Below are 21,379 nucleotides of genomic sequence, written 5' to 3'. Positions count from 1 at the left end.
CTGACTAGCAAAAGAACAAAGCGTTAAGGAGAACCATGGCCATTCAGCCCGAAGCCGTATTAGAATCGGATTTGCTTAAGCAATTACAGCAGCAATCGTTTGAGCTGGTCAGCGTCAGCGACGAGGCCAGCTTGCTGGCGAACTTAAAAAGGCAGTTGCAGCAGTTGAACGATGTGCAGTTCAGCGATGGCGAGTTTAAACAGATCTTAAATCATCTAGCGAAGGGTTCGATTTTTGACAAGGCCAAAACTCTGCGTGACCGCTTTCAGTACGATAAAGACGACGGCACACCGGGTTATGTGCGTTTTTTGCACGACGATTTTGCCCAAAACCGCTGGCAGGCCACCCAGCAGGTGACGGTGGAAGGGCGTTATAAAAACCGTTACGACGTTACTATTCTGGTAAACGGTTTGCCACTGGTGCAAATCGAATTAAAACGTCGTGGTCTGGAGATGAAAGAAGCTTTTAACCAGATTCAGCGCTATCAGCGCCACAGCTATTGGGCCAGTTATGGCCTGTTCCAGTATGTACAGATGTTTGTTATTTCTAACGGCGTAAACACCAAATATTACGCCAATAACAAAAAACAGAGCTTTAAACAGACCTTCTTCTGGGCGGATAAAGAAAACAACCGCCATACCGAATTAAGCGATTTTTCTGCGGTGTTTTTAAACCGCGAACACCTGAATAAGATGTTTAACCGCTATATCGTACAAAACGAAGCGGAAAAGATTCTAATGGTGATGCGCCCGTATCAGATCTACGCCACCGAAGCGATTATTGATCGGGTTCAGAATCCGCCGAAAGATGAAGGCAGAAATGGATATATCTGGCACACGACTGGCTCCGGCAAAACGCTTACATCGTTTAAAACTGCCCAACTGCTGACTGCCTTGCCCGAAGTACACAAAGTTGTATTTGTAGTTGACCGCAAAGACCTGGATTACCAGACCAGTAAAGAATTTAATACTTTTTCCAAAGGTTGTGTCGACGGCACCGACAAAACCAATGTGCTGGTGCAGCAATTCAGCGACAGCTACGTGTCGAAACACAACCAGAATACCCGTAATAGCAAGCTGATTGTTACTACCATCCAAAAGCTGAATAACGCCATTACTAAAAAGCGTTACAGCCAGAAGATGGATGGCTTAAAAGATAAACGTATCGTCTTTATCTTTGATGAGTGCCATCGCAGCCAGTTTGGTGATACTCACCAGAGCATCGTGTCGTTTTTCAATAACAGCCAGCTGTTTGGTTTTACCGGTACGCCGATTTTAGTAGAAAATGCCCACACCAAGGCCAGCCGTAAAGTCACCACCAAAGACTTATTCGACAAGTGTTTGCACAAATACACCATTGTTGATGCCATTAAAGACGAAAACGTACTGAAGTTCTCGGTGGAGTACGTTGGCCGCTATAAGAAAGTCGGCAGTAACAACGAAATGGATATCGAAGTAGAGGGCATTGATACCAAAGAGCTGATGGATGATGAGCGCCGTTTGGAGAAAATCAGTGACTATATTATTGCCCATCATAAACACAAAACCCGCTATCCTGACTTTACCGGCATGTTTTGTGTCAGCAGTGTCGAGACCCTGATCAAATATTACGATCTGTTTAAGCGCAAAAAAGAAGCGGGTGAGCACGATTTAAAAATCGCCACCATCTTTTCTTATGGCACCAATGAAGACGACCCGGATGCCAATGGCTTTTTGGATGGCGTTGATGAAGTTGATGGTACCGATTTCAACAACGTGGCAGAACAGGCGGCACCCTATAACAGCCGGGTATTCAGCCATAGCCGCGATAAGCTGGAGTCTTATATTGATGACTACAACCAGATGTACGGTACGGCTTATACCACCAAAGACAGCAAGTCGTTTTATAACTACTACAACGATCTGTCGAAAAAGGTACGTGAGCGTAAGGTCGATATTCTGCTGGTGGTGAATATGTTCCTCACCGGTTTTGACAGCAAGCCACTGAATACCCTCTACGTGGACAAAAACCTCAAGCATCATGGTTTGATTCAGGCGTTTTCCCGTACCAACCGTATCCTGAATGAGCAAAAATCTCAGGGTAATATCGTTTGTTTCCGTAACCTGAAGAACGCCACCGATGAAGCGCTCACCCTGTTCAGCAACAAAGACGCTAAAGAAACCGTGATCATGCCGCCGCTGGAAGACTTTATTAAGTTATTTAATAAGACCTACTTCGAGATGAAAGCGATATGCCCGGATCTGGACGATGTGGATGTGCTGAAAGACGAGGAAGAAGAGTTGAAGTTTGTGCAGGCCTTCCGTGAATTGATGCGCTTACGCAATATTCTCACCAGCTTTGCCGACTTCGATTTTGAGCAGGTCAATATGGAAGAGCAGGAGTTCGAGGATTATAAGAGCAAATACCTCGACCTGTACGATAAGGTACGTACCGACAATCAGGTTCAGAAAACCTCCATCCTGAAAGAAGTCGACTTTGAGCTGGAGCTGATCCAGCGCGATGAAATCAACGTTAAGTACATCCTTAACCTGATTGCCGCACTGGCGGGCAGCGATACCGAGAAAGAGTACGAATACCAATACAAATCCATTATGGACTTGTTAGGCGGCTCACCTGAACTGCGCAACAAACAAGAGTTGATCGACCAGTTTATCCAGAAAAATATGGAAGGTCTGGACAGCGAAGAGCAAGTGCTGGAAGCCTTTGATAACTATTGGGAAGCGCAAAAAACTGAACAGCTTAATGCGGTGTGTGATGAGGAAAAGTTGATTCCTGCCAATGTACAGGCGCTGGTAGAGCAAATGATCACCACCAATCAAGACCCTCGCCGCGAGGATATCGCCGAAGCCATGGAAACCAAGCCCTCACTGATGCAGCGTAAAAAAGTGATTCCGAGAATCACCGATAAAATGCGCCAGTTTGTTGAGGTGTTTTATCAGGGGCTGTAAGTAAGATGGAAGGAATTAATCACACTGATCTAATTAAGTTGTTATGCACTGGACACAAGTAGGGCTAGTGTTGTGGTTGTTCAGTAGAACAAGTTTACAATCAATGAAAAATCAATTGACAAGATATTTCGTAGTATATATCGTACGGGTCATAGGGTTGAGTCATACCTGCGGTTGATTGTACTTCTGTCAAACAAAGCGCTCAAAATATTTGCTTTTGCAATATTCAAAGAACTACCGACCTCAATATAAATTTATTGGATCTCCCAGAAGTAGCAGGCTCTGCCTGAGTGATCTAGAAATAGGTTTATATTATGAAAGCTTCTATCTCTTACTTACCTTTCAATAATTTTCATGTCGTTCCAATCCGTGAGCTAGCCCCTGAGCAATTAAAAAAATCAGCAAAGAAGATTAAGAAGGATCGAGAGATAATATCTCATACTTCTATTCTTAACTTCATTGCTAAGTCCTTTGGGATTAAAGGTGGATTTTCTGCATATAAGAAAGTATATGAAGAAGAGCTTTTTCCTTTTTTGAGGAAACATAACCTGTTAAAACAGGTTGACCTTTGTGAAATAAGGAATCCAGGCCACGGTTATCCCCCTAGGCTTTCAAAACAGAAGATAGCCGAAAGATTGTTTGTATCCGGTTCGCCTACCCCTGCGCGTATTTTTACAGGTTATGACTTCAATTATGCAGATACTTTCAGTGATGGCTTCTGGTACTTTAATCATCGTATGAGGGATGAAGAGTTTCTCGAAGACTTAGTTGTGCCTGGGCATGGTTTAAGAGCAGTGATTCATAACCTTAAAATCGCCAAGGCTAATAGTGATTGTATTGTGAAAGGGAGTATTGGTTATTCAGATCGACGTTTGATTGATTTCGTATTGGGTGGTTACGATCAAGATATCGATAGTGGTTTTAATCTTATTGGTGATGACTTGGTCTCACCGCGCGAAAGACACAGTGTGATAGCACTGTATAATAATGATCTAGGGTGTAAAGGCTATCAGGATTCTTTAAAAGGGAGTTGCCTGATTATGGAATTGTTTAGGCAGCGTATTGATGGTCAGGATCAAGGTTGGGTAGAGATTATGCCCTTTAATAACAATCTTGTTTTTTTAAAAGGGCGCGATGGTAATTTTGACTTTGTATATCGTGGATTGAAAGACCATGAGTTCCAGCATAAGTTTATGGAGAATCAGCTAAAAATCGCGGATGTTCCGTATTTTGTTTCTGATTATGCGTTCGATCGTTGGCATTATTTCGAATATAAAGGCTGGCGTGAAAAAGACAATCATGAGTCAGAGTGTCACTATTACAAGATGGGAGGAGAGTCAAGTAACTATCCCGGATCTAATGAGATACTAATAAATTATTTAAAATATCAACAGTTATTTAGTGACCAGGTTAGACACTATGGAACTTATCAGAATGGCTTCTTGCCAGTGTCTTTGTTAGAAGAAGAAATATGTATATCAAACCTTGTATCGATAAAAGATTTTAACGAGTTTTTAAGTGAGAATAGTGAGTATTTAGAGTATCGTGTAGGAGATGCTATTTTACCCATAAATTCTGATACTGATGAAGCTCTGCCAGTGGCCTGTACTTGGTTTGATGCTTTAGCCTATTGCAAATGGTATGGTGATAAATACAAAATTCCTGTTCGATTGTTATCGTCTTCAGAATATTTATCGTTACGGAAAGAGTGCGTGGGCTTGTCGTTGAAAGACAGTATCCATGAACATCTTAGATATACTGGCCCCAATAATCATGTTTATTCAAAGCACCCTCCATACATGCCAGAGGATTCTTTCCAATCTTTGAAAGTAGAATACAAAAAAGGAATTTCAGAAATTGAGCATGGTAGTGGCTTGGTGTTCCTAAATAGCAATGATTTTGCGGAGTGGGTTTCTGATAAAGCATGTATTCGGTCTGCTTCATTAAAGAGCTTCTACGGAAATGATAATGTTAATCGCTCATCTCCTCCTTTAGATTCTTCTGGGAAATATAAGCATCTAAAAATTGGTTTTCGGATCTGTTACGACATGTCCAAATAACAACTTATTTATCGAAAACTAACTTTTAGACTTTAAGGAGATAGCTATGACTACTATTCAGACTTTACCTGCTTTGGTCAGCCCTGTTCACATGCTTGCTGAGGATTTATTACCTGAAATCCAGGCTTTGGACTTCTCACACTTGCGCCACAAGTATACCCAAGCCCCAGAGGCTGAGATGACAGCTGAACAGTGGGACAAAGCCGAACTCGAGTACCGCCGTTTTCTTCATCTGAAGAAACTCTACCCGGGAGTTTCGTTTGTACCAAGCAAGCAGATCGATCAGATATGGCATGCGCATATTCTCGATACCAAGGCTTACCGTGAGGATTGCCAAAAGATATTTGGCTGTTTTATTGATCACTATCCGTATTTTGGCATTTACGGAAAGGAAGATTATTCCAAACTGATTGCGGCCTTTGATAAAACCATTGCTTTATACGAAAAGCATTTTGGTTTGTATCCGAGCAAAAGCCCTTTAAATGCATCGCGTTGTGGGCCTGATCACGCCTGCCATGCGCCTTCGGAATGTGCTTGCCGTGTCCCAGGCGCTTGTAAATAACGATCACTGCGCCCGATAGGGCGCTTCTGGAGGTATCTATGAAAAGTGAAAGTTGTTTTGGTAAGGTGTCTGGGGAACCGCTGTCGGTTTATAGTTCAGAACAGGAAGCTTCTGATGCTGCGGACTATGTTCAGTCAGAATTTGGCCGGGAGCTGCTCCCATATCTTTGCAATAAATGCCAATTCTGGCACTTAGCACCTGCGGATAGGCTCACGCCAAGTTATAAGTGTGATCACTGCATCAGTGGGAGCGGTTATGCAAAAGCAACCTATCGCAGCCGTGCTGAGGCGGTAAAACGCGCATTTATTATCGAACGTCAAGAAGGACGCATTCTGACGGCTTATCCATGTCCCTATTCAGATGGCTGGCATTTAACAAAGCGAGGTTATTAATATTGGCTTTATGTGCCGGTTATGAAATTCGTAATCGGCATTTCCGTGACACCGTGCATGACGGCACTTCCGGATGGCGCTGCGCTTATATGGCCTGCGCGTCGTGTGTTAATATCACCACTCGTTGATTCATCGCCGTCATTCCTATGAAACTCTCCAAAGCCCTGATTTACTTCGCCGCACTCATTCTGCTCACTATTGGTGCCGTTAAGCTCACTCTGTACCTGGAAGAGGCCCCTGGCGGAATCAATGGTGTATTTGACGAGCTTGGCACCTTCAATGTGGTTGTGCTGTTCTGCCTGCCATTAATGGCGGTGGTGTTTTCTGTGTACCCGCCGCTGATGTATCCGTTTGTGGTGATTAGCTATCCTTTTATGTGGCTACGGCGAAAAATCAAAGGTGATCGTTAATGTCAGCTCCTCAGCGGCCCGTCAACAAGCACAAGGCTTATCACGCTCATGTGTATTTTGATGGAGCAACGGTCGATTTTGCTACCCACCTGTGCCAGCAAGCAGGGGAGCTGTTTGGTTTAAGGGTGGGTCGCGTTCATCGCAGGCCCATCGGCCCTCATACCCGTTGGAGTTGCCAGATTATCTTTGGCAAAAAGTCGTTTGATGCGTTTATTCCCTGGCTGGATGAGCAGCGTGGCGATTTAAGTGTGCTGGTTCATGCATTAACGGGTAATGATCTGGCTGATCATACGACTTACGCCTATTGGTTAGGTGATGCGGTGGAACTGGATTTATCCATGTTCTGATTGTGATAAAGCCCTAATCTGCTTGTGCTTTTCTGTGCCAATGTACCCTCTCGGACAGTTATTGATTGAGGTTCGCTCGCGTTAATGATTTATTGCGACCTGATAAAAACAATAAAGAAATAATCTCACGGTCCAAACATGATAAACATTAAACGAAAAACTCTGATCGCCCTGATGGCTGCTCTGCCGGGTTTGAGTCTGTTAGGTTTCAGCCATTCTGCCAGCGCCCATAACGACGGTGCCTATAATCACGATTACGCCGCTGTTGCCCATAATCCAAGCTGGATGTCTCGGGTTGATGGTAGCAAACGAGTCAGTCAGCTCTCACTTCCGGGTACTCACGATACTATGTCGATTAAGGCGGGAGATATCTGGCAAAACCAGACCATGACCTTAATGCAGCAGTTGAATTCCGGTATTCGGGTATTTGATATGCGTACCCGTCATATCAACGATACCTTCCGTATGCACCACGGTATAATCGCTCAGGATACTTATTTTGATGATGTATTACGCGATATTACTCACTTCCTGAATGCTAACCCGTCTGAAACTGTGCTGTTTCGTTTACGTGCTGAGCATACTTCTGAAAACAATACCCGCAGTTATGCCGCAACGCTGGATTCTTATTTGGCCCAGAATGGTTCCAAGCACTGGGTGCCAACCAACAGCAACCCAACGCTGGATGAAATCCGTGGCAAGTTTGTGATTCTGCAGGAGTTCTCGGGCGGTAACTACGGTTTGTCGTACGGCTATATCGATAAGCAGGACGATTACCAGATGTCGACCAACTGGGATCTGTACGACAAGTGGACCCGTATTAAAAATCACATCGTCAAAGCCCAGAACGGTAACCGCAATACTATTTATATGAATTACCTGTCGGCGGCGGTTGGCTCTATGCCTTATTTCGTGTCCAGTGGTCATTCCAGCAATGGTACTTCGGCACCACGTTTGGCGACGGGTTTAACCACTCCGGGTTGGAAAAACTCGTATCCTGATTTCCCTCGTGTCAGCTGTTTTATCGGCATCTGTACCATTGCCTTTGAAGGTACCAATACTCTGACCGCAGATTACATCGCGAATGGTGGTTTCACCGGTATGGTGATGGCGGATTTCCCAGGTAAGCGTTTGATCGAGAACATCATTAAATTAAATGATCTAAAACCCCTGCACCCAGAACAAAAGTATCGTGAACTGAAAGATGGCCGCAGTGGTTTATGTCTGGATGTTTCCGGCGGTAGCAGTGCGAACGGCACTAATGTGGCGCTGTGGACTTGTCACGGCGGCCAGAATCAGAAGTGGGCTTATGATGCCAGCACGGGTTTTATGCGCAGTGCGTTAGGCAAGTGTTTGGATAACCGTGGCCAGGCCCATAACGGTGGTGAGATTGTGATTTGGGATTGTGTAAACAGCAACAACCTGAAGTTCGATTGGGTCGGTACTTCGCTGCGCAATCGTCACAATAACAATATCGCTGTGGATGCGTATGGTACGGGTGCCGGCAGTCAGGTAGGCCAGTGGAGTTACCACGGTGGTGCGAACCAGCAATGGCACTGGGGGAATTGATTGCACCCTGATGCCTGAATAAAGCCCGATTTGGAAAACAAACCGGGCTTTTTTATTTCTGGATATTTTATTGCGTGCGTTTGCAGTTCTTAATGAATGGGTTTCTGTTTCCCTGAATTTTCTCAATTAAACGATTGCGGCGACATTCCCAGCGGCCGGGCGGCTGTTGTTTATTCCACGCCTGGTATTGTTTGCGCTCTTTTTTCGATAATCGCAGTGAGTATTTTTCTTCCATATATAAGTAAGCGCGGGCAATGGCGCCGCGGCTTTGCTGCGTTGGCTGTACGCGCTTGCCTTTAAAATCGACCACCATGGCGCACTGGCCATATTGCTGCGGGAAGCCGTTCCAATCGCTGAAGCGATAATTCGAGCGGTCGCCATTCACTTCACCAATGGCGGGTACCAGGTTGTGCATATCCCCTTCCATCAGGCGAAATACGCGGTCTCTTTTACAGGCTTTGCGGCCGCCGTTTTGCCAGCACTGGCGCTGATGCCCAAAGGCCCAGGCCGGGACGATGTGCTCCCATTCGATACGGCTGGCGCGTTTGTGTTGTTTACGTACCTGATAGCCGCAACTGTTGAGGTCTGGAATCAGTTTTTTACCCTGATAACGAAAGTCACAACCGCAATAGAAGCTGGTTTGGTGTTCGTCCTGATACAGGGCTTTCAGCTGTTTTTTGGCCTGGCGAAAGGTGAGTGGCTCGGCAGAGGTATGGGAAACGAACAGCAGGGTGCTGAATGCCAGCACGGTCAGGGCATACAAAGACGGCATATCGGGCTCAGATACAACTCAGATTCTGAAGGTTCAACATTGTAATAGGGTTAGAAATCATTGGTAAGGTGGTATCATGACGGCATTCAATTTATCAGCCATCAGGTAGTCATATGTCTAAGAGCTTCGAAGCCCAGGGAATCATTCACTCCATCGATCAGACCCGCGAATACGGTCAGAACGGTTTCACCAAGCGTGAGTTTGTTATCAAGCTGAGCGGTGAAGGTGAAAACCCGGATTACCCGAACTATGTGGCGCTGGAGTTGATTAAAGACAAGTGTGCACTGATGGATGCCTATCAGGTAGGCGATGAGGTGATGGTGACGTTTAATCTGTCGGGCCGTCTCTGGAATGCGCCAGGTAAGCCGGAAAAGTGCTTTACCAGCCTGCAGGCTTGGAAAGTAGACCGCGCCGGTGATGCCGCTCCGGCTCAGAATTTTGATATGGGCGGTTTTGCGCCGTCGTCCTCTGGCCCTGCGTTTGATGATGACGTGCCGTTCTGATGACTGCCCCCGGCTTTGTTGTGTAAGCCGTGCGATTGTTTTAAAAACCGCTGTTATGACGATGGCGGTTTTTTTATGCCTGCGTGTTGGTTAAAACGCTGAAAAAGTGCAGGTTTTAAGCACTGGTCTGGATAAACAAAAAAGCCGCAAATGATATGGATAAACTCATCTCCGGCTTTTCTGTATAAGCAGTATTGATCAGGAATTACAGAATCTGATCTATCACTTTTTCCAGGCGATCAACCGCACCGTCAACATCGTGCAGTTTGTCTAAACCAAATAAGCCGATACGGAAAGACTGGTAGTCGTCACCTTCGTCGCACATCAGTGGTACACCGGCAGCAGCCTGCATGCCTTGTGCGGCGAATTTTTTACCGTTTTGCATATCACTGTCGGTGGTGTAATTAACGACAACGCCGGGTGCTTTAAAGCCTTCTGCGGCAACACTTTTGATGCCTTTGCTTTCGAGCATCTCACGTACGCGTCTACCCAGCTCTAACTGTTCTTCGCGCACTTTATCGAAACCGTATTCTTTGGTTTCCATCATGGTGTCGCGGAATTTGGTCAGTGCATCGGTTGGCATGGTTGCATGGTAAGCATGGCCGCCGTTTTCGTAGGCTTGCATGATCATGTGCCACTGCTTGAGGTTGGCTGCAAAGCTGGTACTGGTGGTGTTTTCCATCGTATTCACAGCAGCCTGGCTCATCATCACCAGTGCGGCACATGGCGAAGAACTCCAGCCTTTTTGAGGTGCGCTGATGAGTACATCGACACCGATGGCTTTCATATCAACCCACAAGGTACCAGAAGCCACGCAATCCAGAACGAACAATCCGCCAACCGAATGCACGGCATCGGCAACGGCTTTCAGGTAGTCGTTTGGAAGAATCATGCCGGATGCGGTTTCTACATGTGGTGCGAATACCATTTCCGGCTTTTCAGCTTTGATGGTGGCGACCACTTCGTCGATTGGCTGTGGAGCGAATGGTGCTTGTGAGCCTTCTTCGATGCGCTGAGCTTTTAATACCGTGCAAGAGGCCGGGATGTTGGCCATCTCAAAAATCTGAGTCCAGCGGTAGCTGAACCAGCCGTTACGAAGCACCAGGGCCTTTTTGTCTTGTGCAAATTGACGAGCCACGGCTTCCATACCGTAAGTTCCGCCACCTGGCACTACAACGACGGCATCGGCGCTGTATACGGATTTGAGGGTTGATGAAATGTCATTCATGACAGTCTGGAACTGTTGTGACATGTGGTTCAGAGAGCGATCAGTAAAAACAACGGAATATTCTAATAAGCCGTCTGGATCCATATCCGGAAGTAAGCCAGCCATGCTGTCTCCTGCAAATTGGTAAAAATAAGACAAATTTTCGTCGATTAGATAATAAAAGCCTGTGCGGGTAAAGCGCACAGGCCGGAACTGTATTATCCAGGTAGCGATTCAGCGATCGCGAGTTCCATTTACTGGCCGCTGCGAGCGCCCGGTGCCTTCTTCGGTTGAGCGTCAATACTTTCGCAATTAACGTCGATAGAATCCGGTGACATCAGGTACATATACAGAGGCATAATTTCATCTGCTTCAGGAACGCTGTGTGGGTGTTCGTTCGGGTACGCTGAAGCGCGCATTTGAGTGCGGGTACCGCCTGGGTTAATGCAATTCACCCGTACGTCTGAGGTATTTTCCAGTTCTTCTGCCAGAACCTGCATCAGGCCTTCGGTGGCGAATTTTGATACAGAGTAAGCACCCCAATAAGCACGCCCCTTGCGGCCCACGCTAGACGTGGTAAAAACGACGGCAGCATCGTTGGGAGCCTGGCGCAGCAGTGGAATCAGGTGCTTCATTAATACGAACTGACCGTTCACATTAATCTGCATTACCTTTTGCCAGGTATTCCAATCGTAATTATCCAAAGGCGTACGCTGCCCTAAGACACCAGCATTTAATAATACACCATCTAAGTGATTGAAATTGTCGTCAATTAAATTTGCCAGTTGGCGGAATTTATCTTCGTCATTTTCTTCCAAGTCGAACGGTAGTACGGCAGGCTGAGGCAGGTTTTCCGCTTCAATTAAATCGTAAGTGTCGTTTAACGCTTCCTGAGTGCGGCCCAGCAGCAGAACGGTTGCGCCAGCGCGTGCGTAGGTTAATGCGGCAGTGCGGCCAATGCCGTAACCAGCGCCCGTTACCAGAATAACGCGGCCTTTTAAAACCTGTTCTTGTTGTGCCTGTTTAACAGGCTTTAGCTGGCTAATATCGATCATTGTGTTTGCTTCGTAATTTTTAATCGGATTAAGTTCAGTTTGTATTTTTTACCGCGCTGCGAGTTCTTGCAGCAGTGCTTCAGGTGTTTCAATAATGGCATCTGCATTCCAGTTCTCAGCACTGTCGTCGGCTTCGATATAACCGAAGCTGGCTGCCAGAGTGAACATCTCGGCAGCCTTGCCAGCTTGTATGTCGCGGATATGATCGCCAACGTACCAGCATTGTCCGGCTTTCAGCCCTAACATTTCAGCGGCTTTTAACAGTGGCTCCGGATCGGGTTTTGCTTTGGAAACATCATCTGGACAAATCACCACATCACACTGAATATTCAGCTTCTGCAGCAGCTCGTCGGTATAAAGGCGTGGCTTGTTGGTCACAATGCCCCAGCGAATCTGCTGTTTTTCCAGTTCTGCCAGTACCGTTTCGAAGCCAGAAAAATAGCCGCTTAAGGTACCGATATTATCGAAGTAGCGGTCCAGTAGCTGTTGGCGATGTTCAATAAAAACAGCGGAGGCTGTTGCTAAATCACGACCAGCCTGATCGGGGTAATCAAAGGCGATTCGGGTCAGGGCAGAGCCACCATTAGAAACCTGTTCGCGTATTTTCTCATCCGCTAACTCCGGTTTGCCCTGATCTTTACGCAAGCCATTAACCACGGCAAAAAAGTCAGGAGCGGTATCGACCAGAGTGCCGTCCAGATCAAACAGGATTGCTTCAGGCTTCATTCGACGGACCTTCCTTTTTCTCGGTTGCCATCAGGTAGTTGACGTCCACATCGTTGTCTTTGAGGCTGTAAACCTTAGTGATTGGGTTGTAGACCATGCCGGTCATATCGGTAACGACTAAACCGGTTTCGCGGCACCAGCGGGTCATCTCGCTCGGCTTTATAAACTTGTGGTAATCGTGAGTGCCTGTCGGAACCAGACCCAGTACATATTCAGCGCCAATAATGGCGAAGGCGTAAGACTTTGGGTTGCGGTTGATTGTGGAGAAGATCACATGGCCGCCAGGCTTAACCAGCTTATGACACGCTTTTATTATGGAAAGTGGATCCGGCACGTGTTCCAGCATTTCCAGGCAGGTTACCACATCGAATGATTCCGGCTGTTGATCGGCCAGTTCCTCTACCGGGATGCATTGGTAATCGACTTTTACGCCGCTTTCTAACGCGTGCAGCTTAGCGGTATTTAAATTGGCCTGACCCATGTCGATACCGGTAACGTCAGCACCGCGTTGCGCCATTGCTTCTGACAGAATGCCACCACCGCAGCCCACATCCAGCACCTTTTTGCCGGCCAGGTGAGCGATGGAATCAACGTAGTTCGTTCGCAGTGGATTGATTTCGTGAAGCGGCTTGAATTCACTTTCCAGGTCCCACCAGCGGGTGGCCAGAGCTTCAAATTTTGCGATTTCTGCGCTGTCGACGTTTTGTCTATTTTTAGTAGTCATTTTGTCACTTCATCTGACCAGGAAGCAGTATTAGTACAGATTGTTTTTCAAAGCCGCCACAGGATGTGGCGGTAGGATCGCCAGCACAGTGATGTGCTGTTCGGTCCGGCGGCTGAAAAATAATGGGTACTGACCCTGCTTGCGGTTCCTAAAAATTAATTTTGCGAAATTTTCTTCTGCCACTGCACTGCATTGGCAATTAACTGTTCTTCATCCAGGCCGCTGGCTTCACTTAACTGGCCTTTTTCTAATAAGGCTTTACCTTCAACCCAAACGTACTCGGTGGCACGACTCGAATCGGTATAAACCAGTTGCGAAATTGGATCGTACAGTGGGTTCTGACCCAGCTGAGATAAATTCACGGCCTGCATATCCGCCCACTTGCCAACGTCCAGTGAGCCAACCTGATCATCAATCCCCAGAGATTTGGCGCTGCCAATGGTAGCCATTTCCAAAGCTTGCCAGGCGGGCAGAGCGGCGGCATCTTCAGCGACGGCTTTGGCCAGCATCGCGGCGGTTTTCATTTCGCCCTGAATATTTAAATCGTTATTACTGGCGGCCCCGTCGGTTCCCAAGCCTACATTAATGCCATTGCTTAACAGTTTGGCGGTTGGGCAAAAACCACTGGCCAGTTTTAAGTTGGATTCCGGGCAATGCACAACGGAAGCGCCGGTTTGTTTCAGAATTTCAATGTCGTCGTCGGAGATCTGTGTCATGTGCACACAGCTGACACGCTCGGTTAAAAAACCTAAATCGGCTAAGCGCTGAGTCGGTCGTTTGCCTTTTTCTTCCAGGCTTTGGGCGACTTCAAAAGCGGTTTCGTGCAAATGAATCTGAACCGGAATATCCAGCTGATCCGCCAGTGCAGTTACCTCTTTCAAAGGGGTATCCGAAACCGTATACGGTGCGTGTGGCCCGAGTCCCAAAGTAATCCGAGGCTGGTTTTGGTAGTGCTTGTGTGCGGCAACGGCCTTTTCAATGTAATCGTCGGCGTTTTGGGCAAAGTTCGTCGGGAAATCCAGAATCGGCGTAAAGCTGACGTTTCTAATACCGGACTCGAAGGCCGCTTGTGCCCCTTGCTGCGGATAAAAGTACATATCGGAATAGGTCGTGGTGCCGCATTTAAGCATTTCTGCAATGGCCAGTCGTGTGCCATCCAGAACAAATTCAGCGGTTGTCCATTTGGCTTCCGCGGGCCAGATATGTTCGTTTAGCCAGGTCATCAGCGGCAGGTCGTCGGCCAGGCCACGGAATAATGACATGGCTGCATGGCCGTGAGCATTCACGTAGCCGGGTAATAAGAGGTGGTCCGTTAATTCAACAACTTGGTCCGCTTCATGGCTTGTTGCTTGTTGATCCTGAATGGCGAGGATTTTGCCATCCTTTACGAATACTGCCTGGTTGTTTAGCAATGTGCGGCTATGGGAAGCGCTTAATGGTGCGACCCAGCGGGCGTTAATCTGAATATCAGCCTGCATACGTCAGGGTTCCGGATCTGGTTATCATAGTGGTGTAAGAGTATATCTGATTTTTATCAATCTCTCAGAGCTTGTTGTTGCTGTTGGCGCTGGGTTTTTGTTGTCTGTTTTTTAACCGATATAGACAGGTGTCTGAAAGCAAAAATCGCTGAGAGCGCGATACAGGAGCTCTCAGCGGGTATTTCCCTGTTTTTCTTCGGTTTTTGGTTGGTAACTGTGATATGCTCCGATGCTTTGTATTTAACGTTCAAGCAGAGCGTTAACCCCTTAAAAAGGAACAGGTCGGATATCTATGGGTGAGTTAGCCAAAGAAGTACTGCCAATCAACATCGAGGACGAGCTGCAGCAATCGTACCTTGATTACGCCATGAGCGTAATTGTTGGTCGTGCATTACCTGACGTACGTGACGGTTTAAAGCCGGTACACCGTCGTGTGTTACATGCCATGAACGTACTGGGCAATGACTGGAATAAGCCATACAAAAAATCCGCCCGTGTGGTTGGTGACGTAATCGGTAAATACCACCCTCATGGTGATTCTGCGGTATACGACACCATCGTGCGTATGGCCCAGGACTTCTCCATGCGTTATATGATGGTGGATGGCCAGGGTAACTTTGGCTCGATCGATGGCGACTCTGCAGCGGCAATGCGTTATACCGAAGTGCGGATGGCGAAAATCAGCCACAGCATGCTGGGTGACATCGAAAAAGAAACCGTTGATTGGGTACCTAACTACGACGGTACTGAGCAGATTCCGGAAGTATTGCCGACCCGCATTCCGAACCTGTTGGTAAACGGTTCTTCTGGTATCGCCGTGGGTATGGCGACCAATATTCCTCCTCATAACATCACCGAAGTGCTGAACGGCACACTGGCATTGATCGACAATCCGGATTTGGATGTTGATGGCTTGATGGAATATATCCCAGGTCCGGATTTCCCGACCGGTGCTTTTATCAATGGTCGTGACGGTATTGTTGACGCGTATCGTACCGGTCGTGGCCGTATTTACATGCGTGCCAAACACCACTTTGAAGAAAATGAAAGAAACGACAAAGTTTCAATTATCTTCACCGAAATTCCTTACCAGGTGAACAAAGCGCGTCTGATTGAAAAAATCGCCGAGCTGGTCAAAGACAAAAAAATCGAAGGCATCACGGAACTGCGTGATGAATCTGATAAAGACGGTATGCGTATCGTTGTGGAATTGCGTCGTGGCGAAATGCCGGAAGTGGTTCTGAATAACCTGTTTGCACAAACGCAATTGCAAACGGTATTTGGTATTAATACCGTGGCTTTGGTGGATGGTCAGCCACGTACGCTGAACCTGAAACAACTGCTGGACGCCTTTGTTAAACACCGTCGTGAGGTGGTGACCCGTCGTACCATTTTCGAACTGCGTAAGGCCCGTGAGCGTGGCCATATTCTTGAAGGTCTGGCGCTGGCACTGGCGAATATTGATCCGGTTATTGAGCTGATCAAGCGCTCTCCGACAGCGGCTGAGGCCAAAGAAGCGCTGATTAATACGGCCTGGGAACCCGGTGATGTGTCCGACATGCTTGAGCGTGCCGGTGAAGACGCGTGTCGTCCGGATGATCTGCCAGAGCAGTATGGTTTCCGTGATGGTCGTTATTATTTGTCGCCGGTTCAGGCTCAGGCGATTCTGGATTTGCGTTTGCAGAAACTGACCGGCCTGGAACACGAAAAACTGATTGAAGAATATCAGGTTAAATTGACGGAAATTGCTGAATATCTGGAAATCCTCGGCAGTGCTGAGCGTTTGATGCAGGTGATTCGTGAAGAATTAGAAGCGATTCGTGAAGAATACGGCGATGAACGTCGTACTGAGATCATCGCGCAAAAACGTGACCTGACCATGGCGGATCTGATTCCGGAAGAGGATCTGGTGTTGACTCTGTCTCACGGTGGTTACGCCAAAACTCAACCGATGGATACTTATCAGGCGCAGCGTCGTGGTGGTAAAGGGAAGTCGGCAACTTCGGTGAAAGACGAAGACTTTGTTGAGCATTTACTGGTGGTAAACAGCCACGATACCGTACTGTGTTTCACTGATGCTGGTAAGGTTTACTGGTTAACCGTATACGACATTCCGCAAGCTGGCCGTAATGCGAAAGGCCGCCCGATTGTTAACGTGTTGAATTTATCCGAAGAGGGTGAGCGTATCACCGCAATTCTGCCGGTGGATGAATACAGTGCTGATCGTTATGTATTTATGGCGACGTCGAAAGGCACGGTTAAGAAAACCTCTCTGGATCAGTTCTCGCGTCCACGTTCCACGGGCCTGATTGCTTGTGAACTGGATGACGGTGATCACCTGGTTGGCGTTGCGATTACCGATGGTTCGAAAGATATTCTGATGATGTCGGATGCTGGTAAAGCGGTACGCTTCAGCGAAGAGGCGGTTCGTCCAATGGGTCGTACTGCTCGTGGTGTTCGTGGTATCAAACTGGCCGATGACCAGAATGTTATCTCTCTGATTATCCCGGAAGAGGGCGGTACCATCCTGACGGCGTCTGAACGTGGTTTTGGTAAACGTACGGCAGTGACTGAATTCCCGACCAAAGGCCGTGGTACGCAAGGTGTTATTGCCATGGTAACCAGTGAGCGTAATGGTTCGCTGGTGGGGGCTGTTCAGGTATTCGAAAACGACGAAGTGATGCTGGTTTCTGATCAAGGCACATTGGTTCGTACCCGCGTTAACGAAGTTTCTCAATTAGGCCGTAATACTCAGGGTGTGACTCTGATTAAAGTGTCTGAAAAAGAGAAGTTGGTGGGTGTTGAGCGTATTTGTGATGCCGCTGACGAAGATGAAGAAAATCTGGATGCTGAAAATGCAGAGGGTGTAGAAAACACTCCTGATAGTGAAAGCAATGGCGATGCTGAAGGCGATGCGCCAGTGGCTGAGTAAGCATCCAAACAACACCCGCAATAGTGGGTGTTTTCTTCTTGTGAAAGAATTTATACAAACAAACTATTTGTAGATCGAGCAATATGACCCGAGCATTTAATTTTTGTGCAGGCCCAGCGGCTTTGCCAACGGCAGTTTTAGAGCGCGCTCAGCAGGAAATGGCTGATTGGCATGGCAAGGGCTTGTCCATTATGGAAATGAGCCACCGTAGCAAAGAGTTTGTTTCTGTTGCGGAAAAAGCCGAGCGGGATCTGCGCGACTTAATGCAGATTCCTGATAACTACAAAGTTCTGTTTATGCAGGGTGGTGCCAGCAGCCAGTTCGCGATGATTCCGATGAACCTGTTACGCGGCAAGCCGAAAGCTGACTACATCAATACTGGTCAATGGTCTAAAAAAGCGATTGCTGAAGCTAAGCGTTATTGTGACGTGAATGTCGCCGCAACGACAGAAGGTAATAAATTTACTTCTGCACCAGCACAGGATGAACTGAACTTATCCGCTGATGCGGCTTATGTTCATTACTGCCCGAATGAGACCATTGGTGGTGTGAAGTTCGATTACATTCCGGAAACTGGCGACGTGCCGCTGGTGGCAGATTTCTCTTCAGCGATTCTGTCAGAAGAAATTGATGTTTCTAAGTTCGGCATGATTTACGCCGGTGCTCAGAAAAATATCGGCCCTGCTGGTCTGTGTGTCGTCATTATTCGTGAAGACTTACTGGGCGAAGCGATTGACGGTACGCCAACCATGTTTAATTACACGGTTGCTGCGGATAATGGCTCTATGTACAACACGCCACCAAGCTACAGCTGGTATCTGGCGGGGCTGGTGTTTGAATGGTTAAAAGAGCAGGGTGGCGTTGCTGCTATGGCAGAAATTAATCAGCGCAAAGCCCAGAAACTGTACGATTATATTGATGGTAGTGGTTTTTACGCTAACCCGGTTGCTAAAAACAATCGCTCGATCATGAATGTGCCTTTCACGCTGAAAGATGATGCGCTGGATAAAACCTTCCTGGCAGAGACTGAATCAGCAGGTTTATTAAATCTGGCAGGTCACCGCAGTGTGGGCGGTATGCGTGCAAGCATTTATAACGCAGTGCCGGAAGCGGGCGTGGATGCGTTAATTGAATTTATGGCTGAGTTTGCGGCTAAAAATTCGTAGATTTAAATTAAAGAAATTTGAAGCCTCTAGTCATATTGTTCTTCAAAAGCAGCGACAGGATGTCGCGTTAGGATCAAGGCACATGGACGTGACACTGATCCGGCGGCTGAAGAATTATATGGCTGGTGGCTAATAGTCAGATAAATATCGGCGGGAAAGGTGGACTGTTATTCGGCCGCACTCATCACAAGGAGCGTCCCTGCGTCCTTTGATGAGCATGCAACATCCATGTTGCTGCTATGAAAAACAGACCACCTTCTTCTGCCTGGATGGGATTGGAAGCGGCATGAGCGAAGCACAGGAACTTGAGGTTTTACGCAATAAAATCGATAGCCTGGATAAAGAAATCCATAAGCTGATTAATGAGCGCGCACGCTGTGCTCAGGAAGTCGCCGAGGTAAAACAAAAATACGCAGCTCCGGGTGAGCACGTGGTGTTTTACCGTCCTGAGCGTGAAGCTCAGGTGTTGCGTAAAGTCATGGATCGTAATGAGGGTCCGTTGGCTGATGAGTCTATGGCGCGCTTATTCCGCGAGATCATGTCTCAGTGCCTGGCATTAGAAGAGCCTTTAAACGTAGCGTATTTAGGCCCGGAAGGTACCTTTACTCAGCAAGCGGCAGTGAAGCACTTTGGTCATGCTGTTCAATGTACCGGTCAGGTTTCTATTGCTGATGTGTTTCGTGAAGTAGAAAGCGGCAATGCGAATTACGGCGTTGTTCCGGTGGAGAATTCGACCGAAGGTGTTGTAACTCATACGCTGGATACCTTTGTTCATTCCAATCTGAACATCTGCGGCGAAGTTGCTCTGCGCATTCATCACCATTTGCTGGTTAAAGAAAGCGAAACAGAAAGTGAGATTAAAAAGATTTATTCTCACGCTCAGTCTCTGGGGCAGTGTCGATTGTGGCTGGATCAGAACTATCCGAATGTAGAGCGTATTCCGGTGAACTCCAATGCCGAAGCGGCTAAGCGCGCAGCACAAGAGCCGGGTGCAGCTGCTATTGCTTCAGAAGCTGCGTCGGAGCTGTACGATCTGGTAATGAAAAATGCCAAGATTGAAGATCGTCCCGACAATACCACACGCTTCCTGATTATTGGTCCACAAAAGACCATGACTTCCGGTGAAGACAAAACCTCTATTCTGGTATCCAGCCGTAATCAGCCGGGTGCGTTATACGAGGTGCTGGAGCCGTTCCATCAGGCGGGCATCAGTATGACGCGTATTGAGAGTCGTCCTTCTGAATCTGGTACCTGGAATTACGTATTTTTTATTGATTTTGAAGGTCATGCAGACGACGCGCATATCGCACCGGTATTGGAAAATCTGCGCAATATCTCTGTTGATTTTAAATGTCTGGGTTCTTACCCAAAAGCGGTGCTTTAAATTATGACTACAGATTACAAGAGCCAGGCGGTTGAAGGTGTTCAGAGTTTGCGCCCGTATCAGCCAGGTAAGCCAATTGATGAACTGGCGCGCGAGCTTGGTTTAAACGAGAGAGACATCGTTAAGCTGGCCAGTAACGAAAATCCGGTCGGTCCAAGTCCCAAAGCGCTGGCGGCAATTCAGGGTGAGCTGGAAGAGTTGACCCGTTACCCGGATGGTGCAGGATTCGAACTAAAGAACGTTCTGTGTAAAAAACTGAATATCCAGCCAGAGCAAATCACGTTGGGTAATGGTTCGTCCGATATTTTAGATTTTATCACCCGTGTGTTTGTGAATGATGGCGACAATATTGTTGTTTCTCAGCACGCGTTTGCGATTTATGGTCTGGTGGCAAAAATGGTGGGGGCGGAAACCATTGCTGCACCAGCGAAGAATTTTGCTCACGATCTGGACGCTATGCTGGCGGCTATTAACGATAAAACCCGTATCGTGTTTGTGACCAACCCGAATAACCCCACTGGCACCTGGATCAAAAAGGACGAGCTGATTGCGTTCCTGGATAAAGTACCTGAGCGTGTTCTGGTGTTGTTGGATGAAGCATACTTCGAGTACGTTGATGAAGCAGACTATCCGAATGGCATGGCGCTGTTGCCGCAGTACTCAAATCTGGTGGTAACTCGCACTTTCTCTAAAGCTTATGGTCTGGCGTCGATGCGCGTTGGTTATGGTGTTTCCAGTCCGGAAATCGCAGATTTACTGAATCGTGTACGACCACCATTCAATGTCAATTCGTTTGCCCTGGCGGCTGCGAAGGCGACGTTGTTGGATGACGAATATGTGGCAGAGAGTATTGCTGTAAATAACGATGGCATGGCTTACCTGGAGGGCGAGTTTAACCGTTTAGGTCTCGACTTTATCCAATCGGTTGGTAATTTTATCTGCGTTAAAATGCCCTTAGGGGTTGATCCGATGGCGGTAAATGATGGCCTTTTACGCCAGGGTGTGATTATTCGTCCGGTAGCCAATTATGAAATGCCTGAGCACTTAAGGGTTTCTATTGGTATTGCAAAAGAAAACCAGGCATTCATCGCTGCATTAGAAAACGTGTTAGCTCAGGTGAAAGCCGAGCAGGTGAACGCTTGAG

18 protein-coding genes are annotated in these 21,379 nt (G+C 47.3%); 12 read left to right on the top strand and 6 right to left on the bottom strand.

Annotated features, from left to right (window positions below; all coding sequences use genetic code 11):
* Positions 1 to 35: 35 nt before the first annotated feature.
* The 7 genes from MK185_01855 to MK185_01825 all read left to right on the top strand — a co-directional run bounded on the left by MK185_01855 (position 36) and on the right by MK185_01825 (position 8,288).
* Positions 36 to 2,948, top strand: coding sequence for a type I restriction endonuclease subunit R (locus tag MK185_01855; protein ID MCH2039366.1), 2,913 nt, complete (start codon positions 36 to 38; stop codon positions 2,946 to 2,948).
* A 314-nt stretch (positions 2,949 to 3,262) separates the two neighbouring features.
* Positions 3,263 to 5,008, top strand: a complete 1,746-nt coding sequence (locus tag MK185_01850; GenBank protein MCH2039365.1) for a hypothetical protein — start codon at positions 3,263 to 3,265, stop codon at positions 5,006 to 5,008.
* A 46-nt stretch (positions 5,009 to 5,054) separates the two neighbouring features.
* Positions 5,055 to 5,570: a glycine-rich domain-containing protein-like gene (locus tag MK185_01845; protein ID MCH2039364.1), complete on the top strand. Its 516-nt coding sequence runs from the start codon at positions 5,055 to 5,057 to the stop codon at positions 5,568 to 5,570.
* Between the two features lie 38 nt (positions 5,571 to 5,608).
* Entirely contained in the window at positions 5,609 to 5,962 is a 354-nt protein-coding gene (locus tag MK185_01840; protein MCH2039363.1) for a hypothetical protein, read from the top strand.
* A gap of 146 nt (positions 5,963 to 6,108) precedes the next feature.
* Complete coding sequence (locus MK185_01835; protein MCH2039362.1) at positions 6,109 to 6,372, top strand: hypothetical protein; 264 nt, start codon at positions 6,109 to 6,111, stop codon at positions 6,370 to 6,372.
* Positions 6,372 to 6,719, top strand: a complete 348-nt coding sequence (locus MK185_01830; GenBank protein MCH2039361.1) for a DOPA 4,5-dioxygenase family protein — start codon at positions 6,372 to 6,374, stop codon at positions 6,717 to 6,719. Before MK185_01835 ends, MK185_01830 begins: the two co-directional genes overlap by 1 nt.
* 138 nt (positions 6,720 to 6,857) lie before the next feature.
* Positions 6,858 to 8,288 (top strand): phosphatidylinositol-specific phospholipase C domain-containing protein, encoded by a 1,431-nt coding sequence (locus MK185_01825; GenBank protein MCH2039360.1) that lies wholly within the window; start codon positions 6,858 to 6,860, stop codon positions 8,286 to 8,288.
* 67 nt (positions 8,289 to 8,355) lie between these two features.
* On the opposite strand, the gene MK185_01820 is transcribed toward MK185_01825, so the two are convergent.
* A complete protein-coding gene (locus tag MK185_01820; GenBank protein ID MCH2039359.1) occupies positions 8,356 to 9,060 on the bottom strand; it encodes an endonuclease I family protein in 705 nt (234 codons plus the stop codon).
* Between the two features lie 113 nt (positions 9,061 to 9,173).
* On the opposite strand from MK185_01820, the gene MK185_01815 reads away from it, so the two are divergent.
* Positions 9,174 to 9,563: a DUF3127 domain-containing protein gene (locus MK185_01815; protein MCH2039358.1), complete on the top strand. Its 390-nt coding sequence runs from the start codon at positions 9,174 to 9,176 to the stop codon at positions 9,561 to 9,563.
* 205 nt (positions 9,564 to 9,768) lie between these two features.
* On the opposite strand, the gene MK185_01810 is transcribed toward MK185_01815, so the two are convergent.
* The 5 genes from MK185_01810 to MK185_01790 all read right to left on the bottom strand — a co-directional run bounded on the left by MK185_01810 (position 9,769) and on the right by MK185_01790 (position 14,753).
* Positions 9,769 to 10,896, bottom strand: coding sequence for an aminotransferase class V-fold PLP-dependent enzyme (locus MK185_01810; GenBank protein MCH2039357.1), 1,128 nt, complete (start codon positions 10,894 to 10,896; stop codon positions 9,769 to 9,771).
* A 128-nt stretch (positions 10,897 to 11,024) separates the two neighbouring features.
* On the bottom strand, positions 11,025 to 11,825 hold the full coding sequence (locus MK185_01805) for a YciK family oxidoreductase (GenBank protein ID MCH2039356.1): 801 nt from the start codon (positions 11,823 to 11,825) through the stop codon (positions 11,025 to 11,027).
* 48 nt (positions 11,826 to 11,873) lie between these two features.
* A complete protein-coding gene (locus MK185_01800; protein MCH2039355.1) occupies positions 11,874 to 12,551 on the bottom strand; it encodes an HAD-IA family hydrolase in 678 nt (225 codons plus the stop codon).
* Positions 12,541 to 13,275 carry a bifunctional 2-polyprenyl-6-hydroxyphenol methylase/3-demethylubiquinol 3-O-methyltransferase UbiG gene (gene ubiG, locus MK185_01795; protein ID MCH2039354.1) on the bottom strand — a complete coding sequence of 245 codons (735 nt, stop codon included), beginning with the start codon at positions 13,273 to 13,275 and terminating at the stop codon, positions 12,541 to 12,543. The genes MK185_01800 and ubiG overlap by 11 nt, the downstream gene beginning before the upstream one ends.
* Positions 13,276 to 13,430: 155 nt before the next feature.
* Positions 13,431 to 14,753 carry a TRZ/ATZ family hydrolase gene (locus tag MK185_01790; protein MCH2039353.1) on the bottom strand — a complete coding sequence of 441 codons (1,323 nt, stop codon included), beginning with the start codon at positions 14,751 to 14,753 and terminating at the stop codon, positions 13,431 to 13,433.
* A 292-nt stretch (positions 14,754 to 15,045) separates the two neighbouring features.
* Here MK185_01790 and gyrA point away from each other — a divergent pair, with 292 nt between their 5' ends.
* From gyrA to hisC, 4 genes are all read left to right on the top strand, one after another.
* Positions 15,046 to 17,685, top strand: a complete 2,640-nt coding sequence (gyrA, locus tag MK185_01785; protein ID MCH2039352.1) for a DNA gyrase subunit A — start codon at positions 15,046 to 15,048, stop codon at positions 17,683 to 17,685.
* An 83-nt stretch (positions 17,686 to 17,768) separates the two neighbouring features.
* The gene (gene serC, locus MK185_01780; GenBank protein ID MCH2039351.1) at positions 17,769 to 18,851 is read left to right on the top strand and encodes a 3-phosphoserine/phosphohydroxythreonine transaminase; all 1,083 of its coding nucleotides are present in this window, start codon (positions 17,769 to 17,771) and stop codon (positions 18,849 to 18,851) included.
* A 286-nt stretch (positions 18,852 to 19,137) separates the two neighbouring features.
* Positions 19,138 to 20,235 carry a prephenate dehydratase gene (gene pheA, locus MK185_01775; GenBank protein MCH2039350.1) on the top strand — a complete coding sequence of 366 codons (1,098 nt, stop codon included), beginning with the start codon at positions 19,138 to 19,140 and terminating at the stop codon, positions 20,233 to 20,235.
* A 3-nt stretch (positions 20,236 to 20,238) separates the two neighbouring features.
* Positions 20,239 to 21,378 carry a histidinol-phosphate transaminase gene (gene hisC, locus MK185_01770; protein MCH2039349.1) on the top strand — a complete coding sequence of 380 codons (1,140 nt, stop codon included), beginning with the start codon at positions 20,239 to 20,241 and terminating at the stop codon, positions 21,376 to 21,378.
* Position 21,379 lies beyond the last annotated feature (1 nt).

It is taken from the genome of Saccharospirillaceae bacterium (assembly GCA_022448365.1).
Lineage (GTDB): Bacteria > Pseudomonadota > Gammaproteobacteria > Pseudomonadales > Oceanobacteraceae > Bacterioplanoides.
Note: the sequence above shows the minus strand (reverse complement) of the source record. Positions and strands in the feature narration are given on the sequence as shown.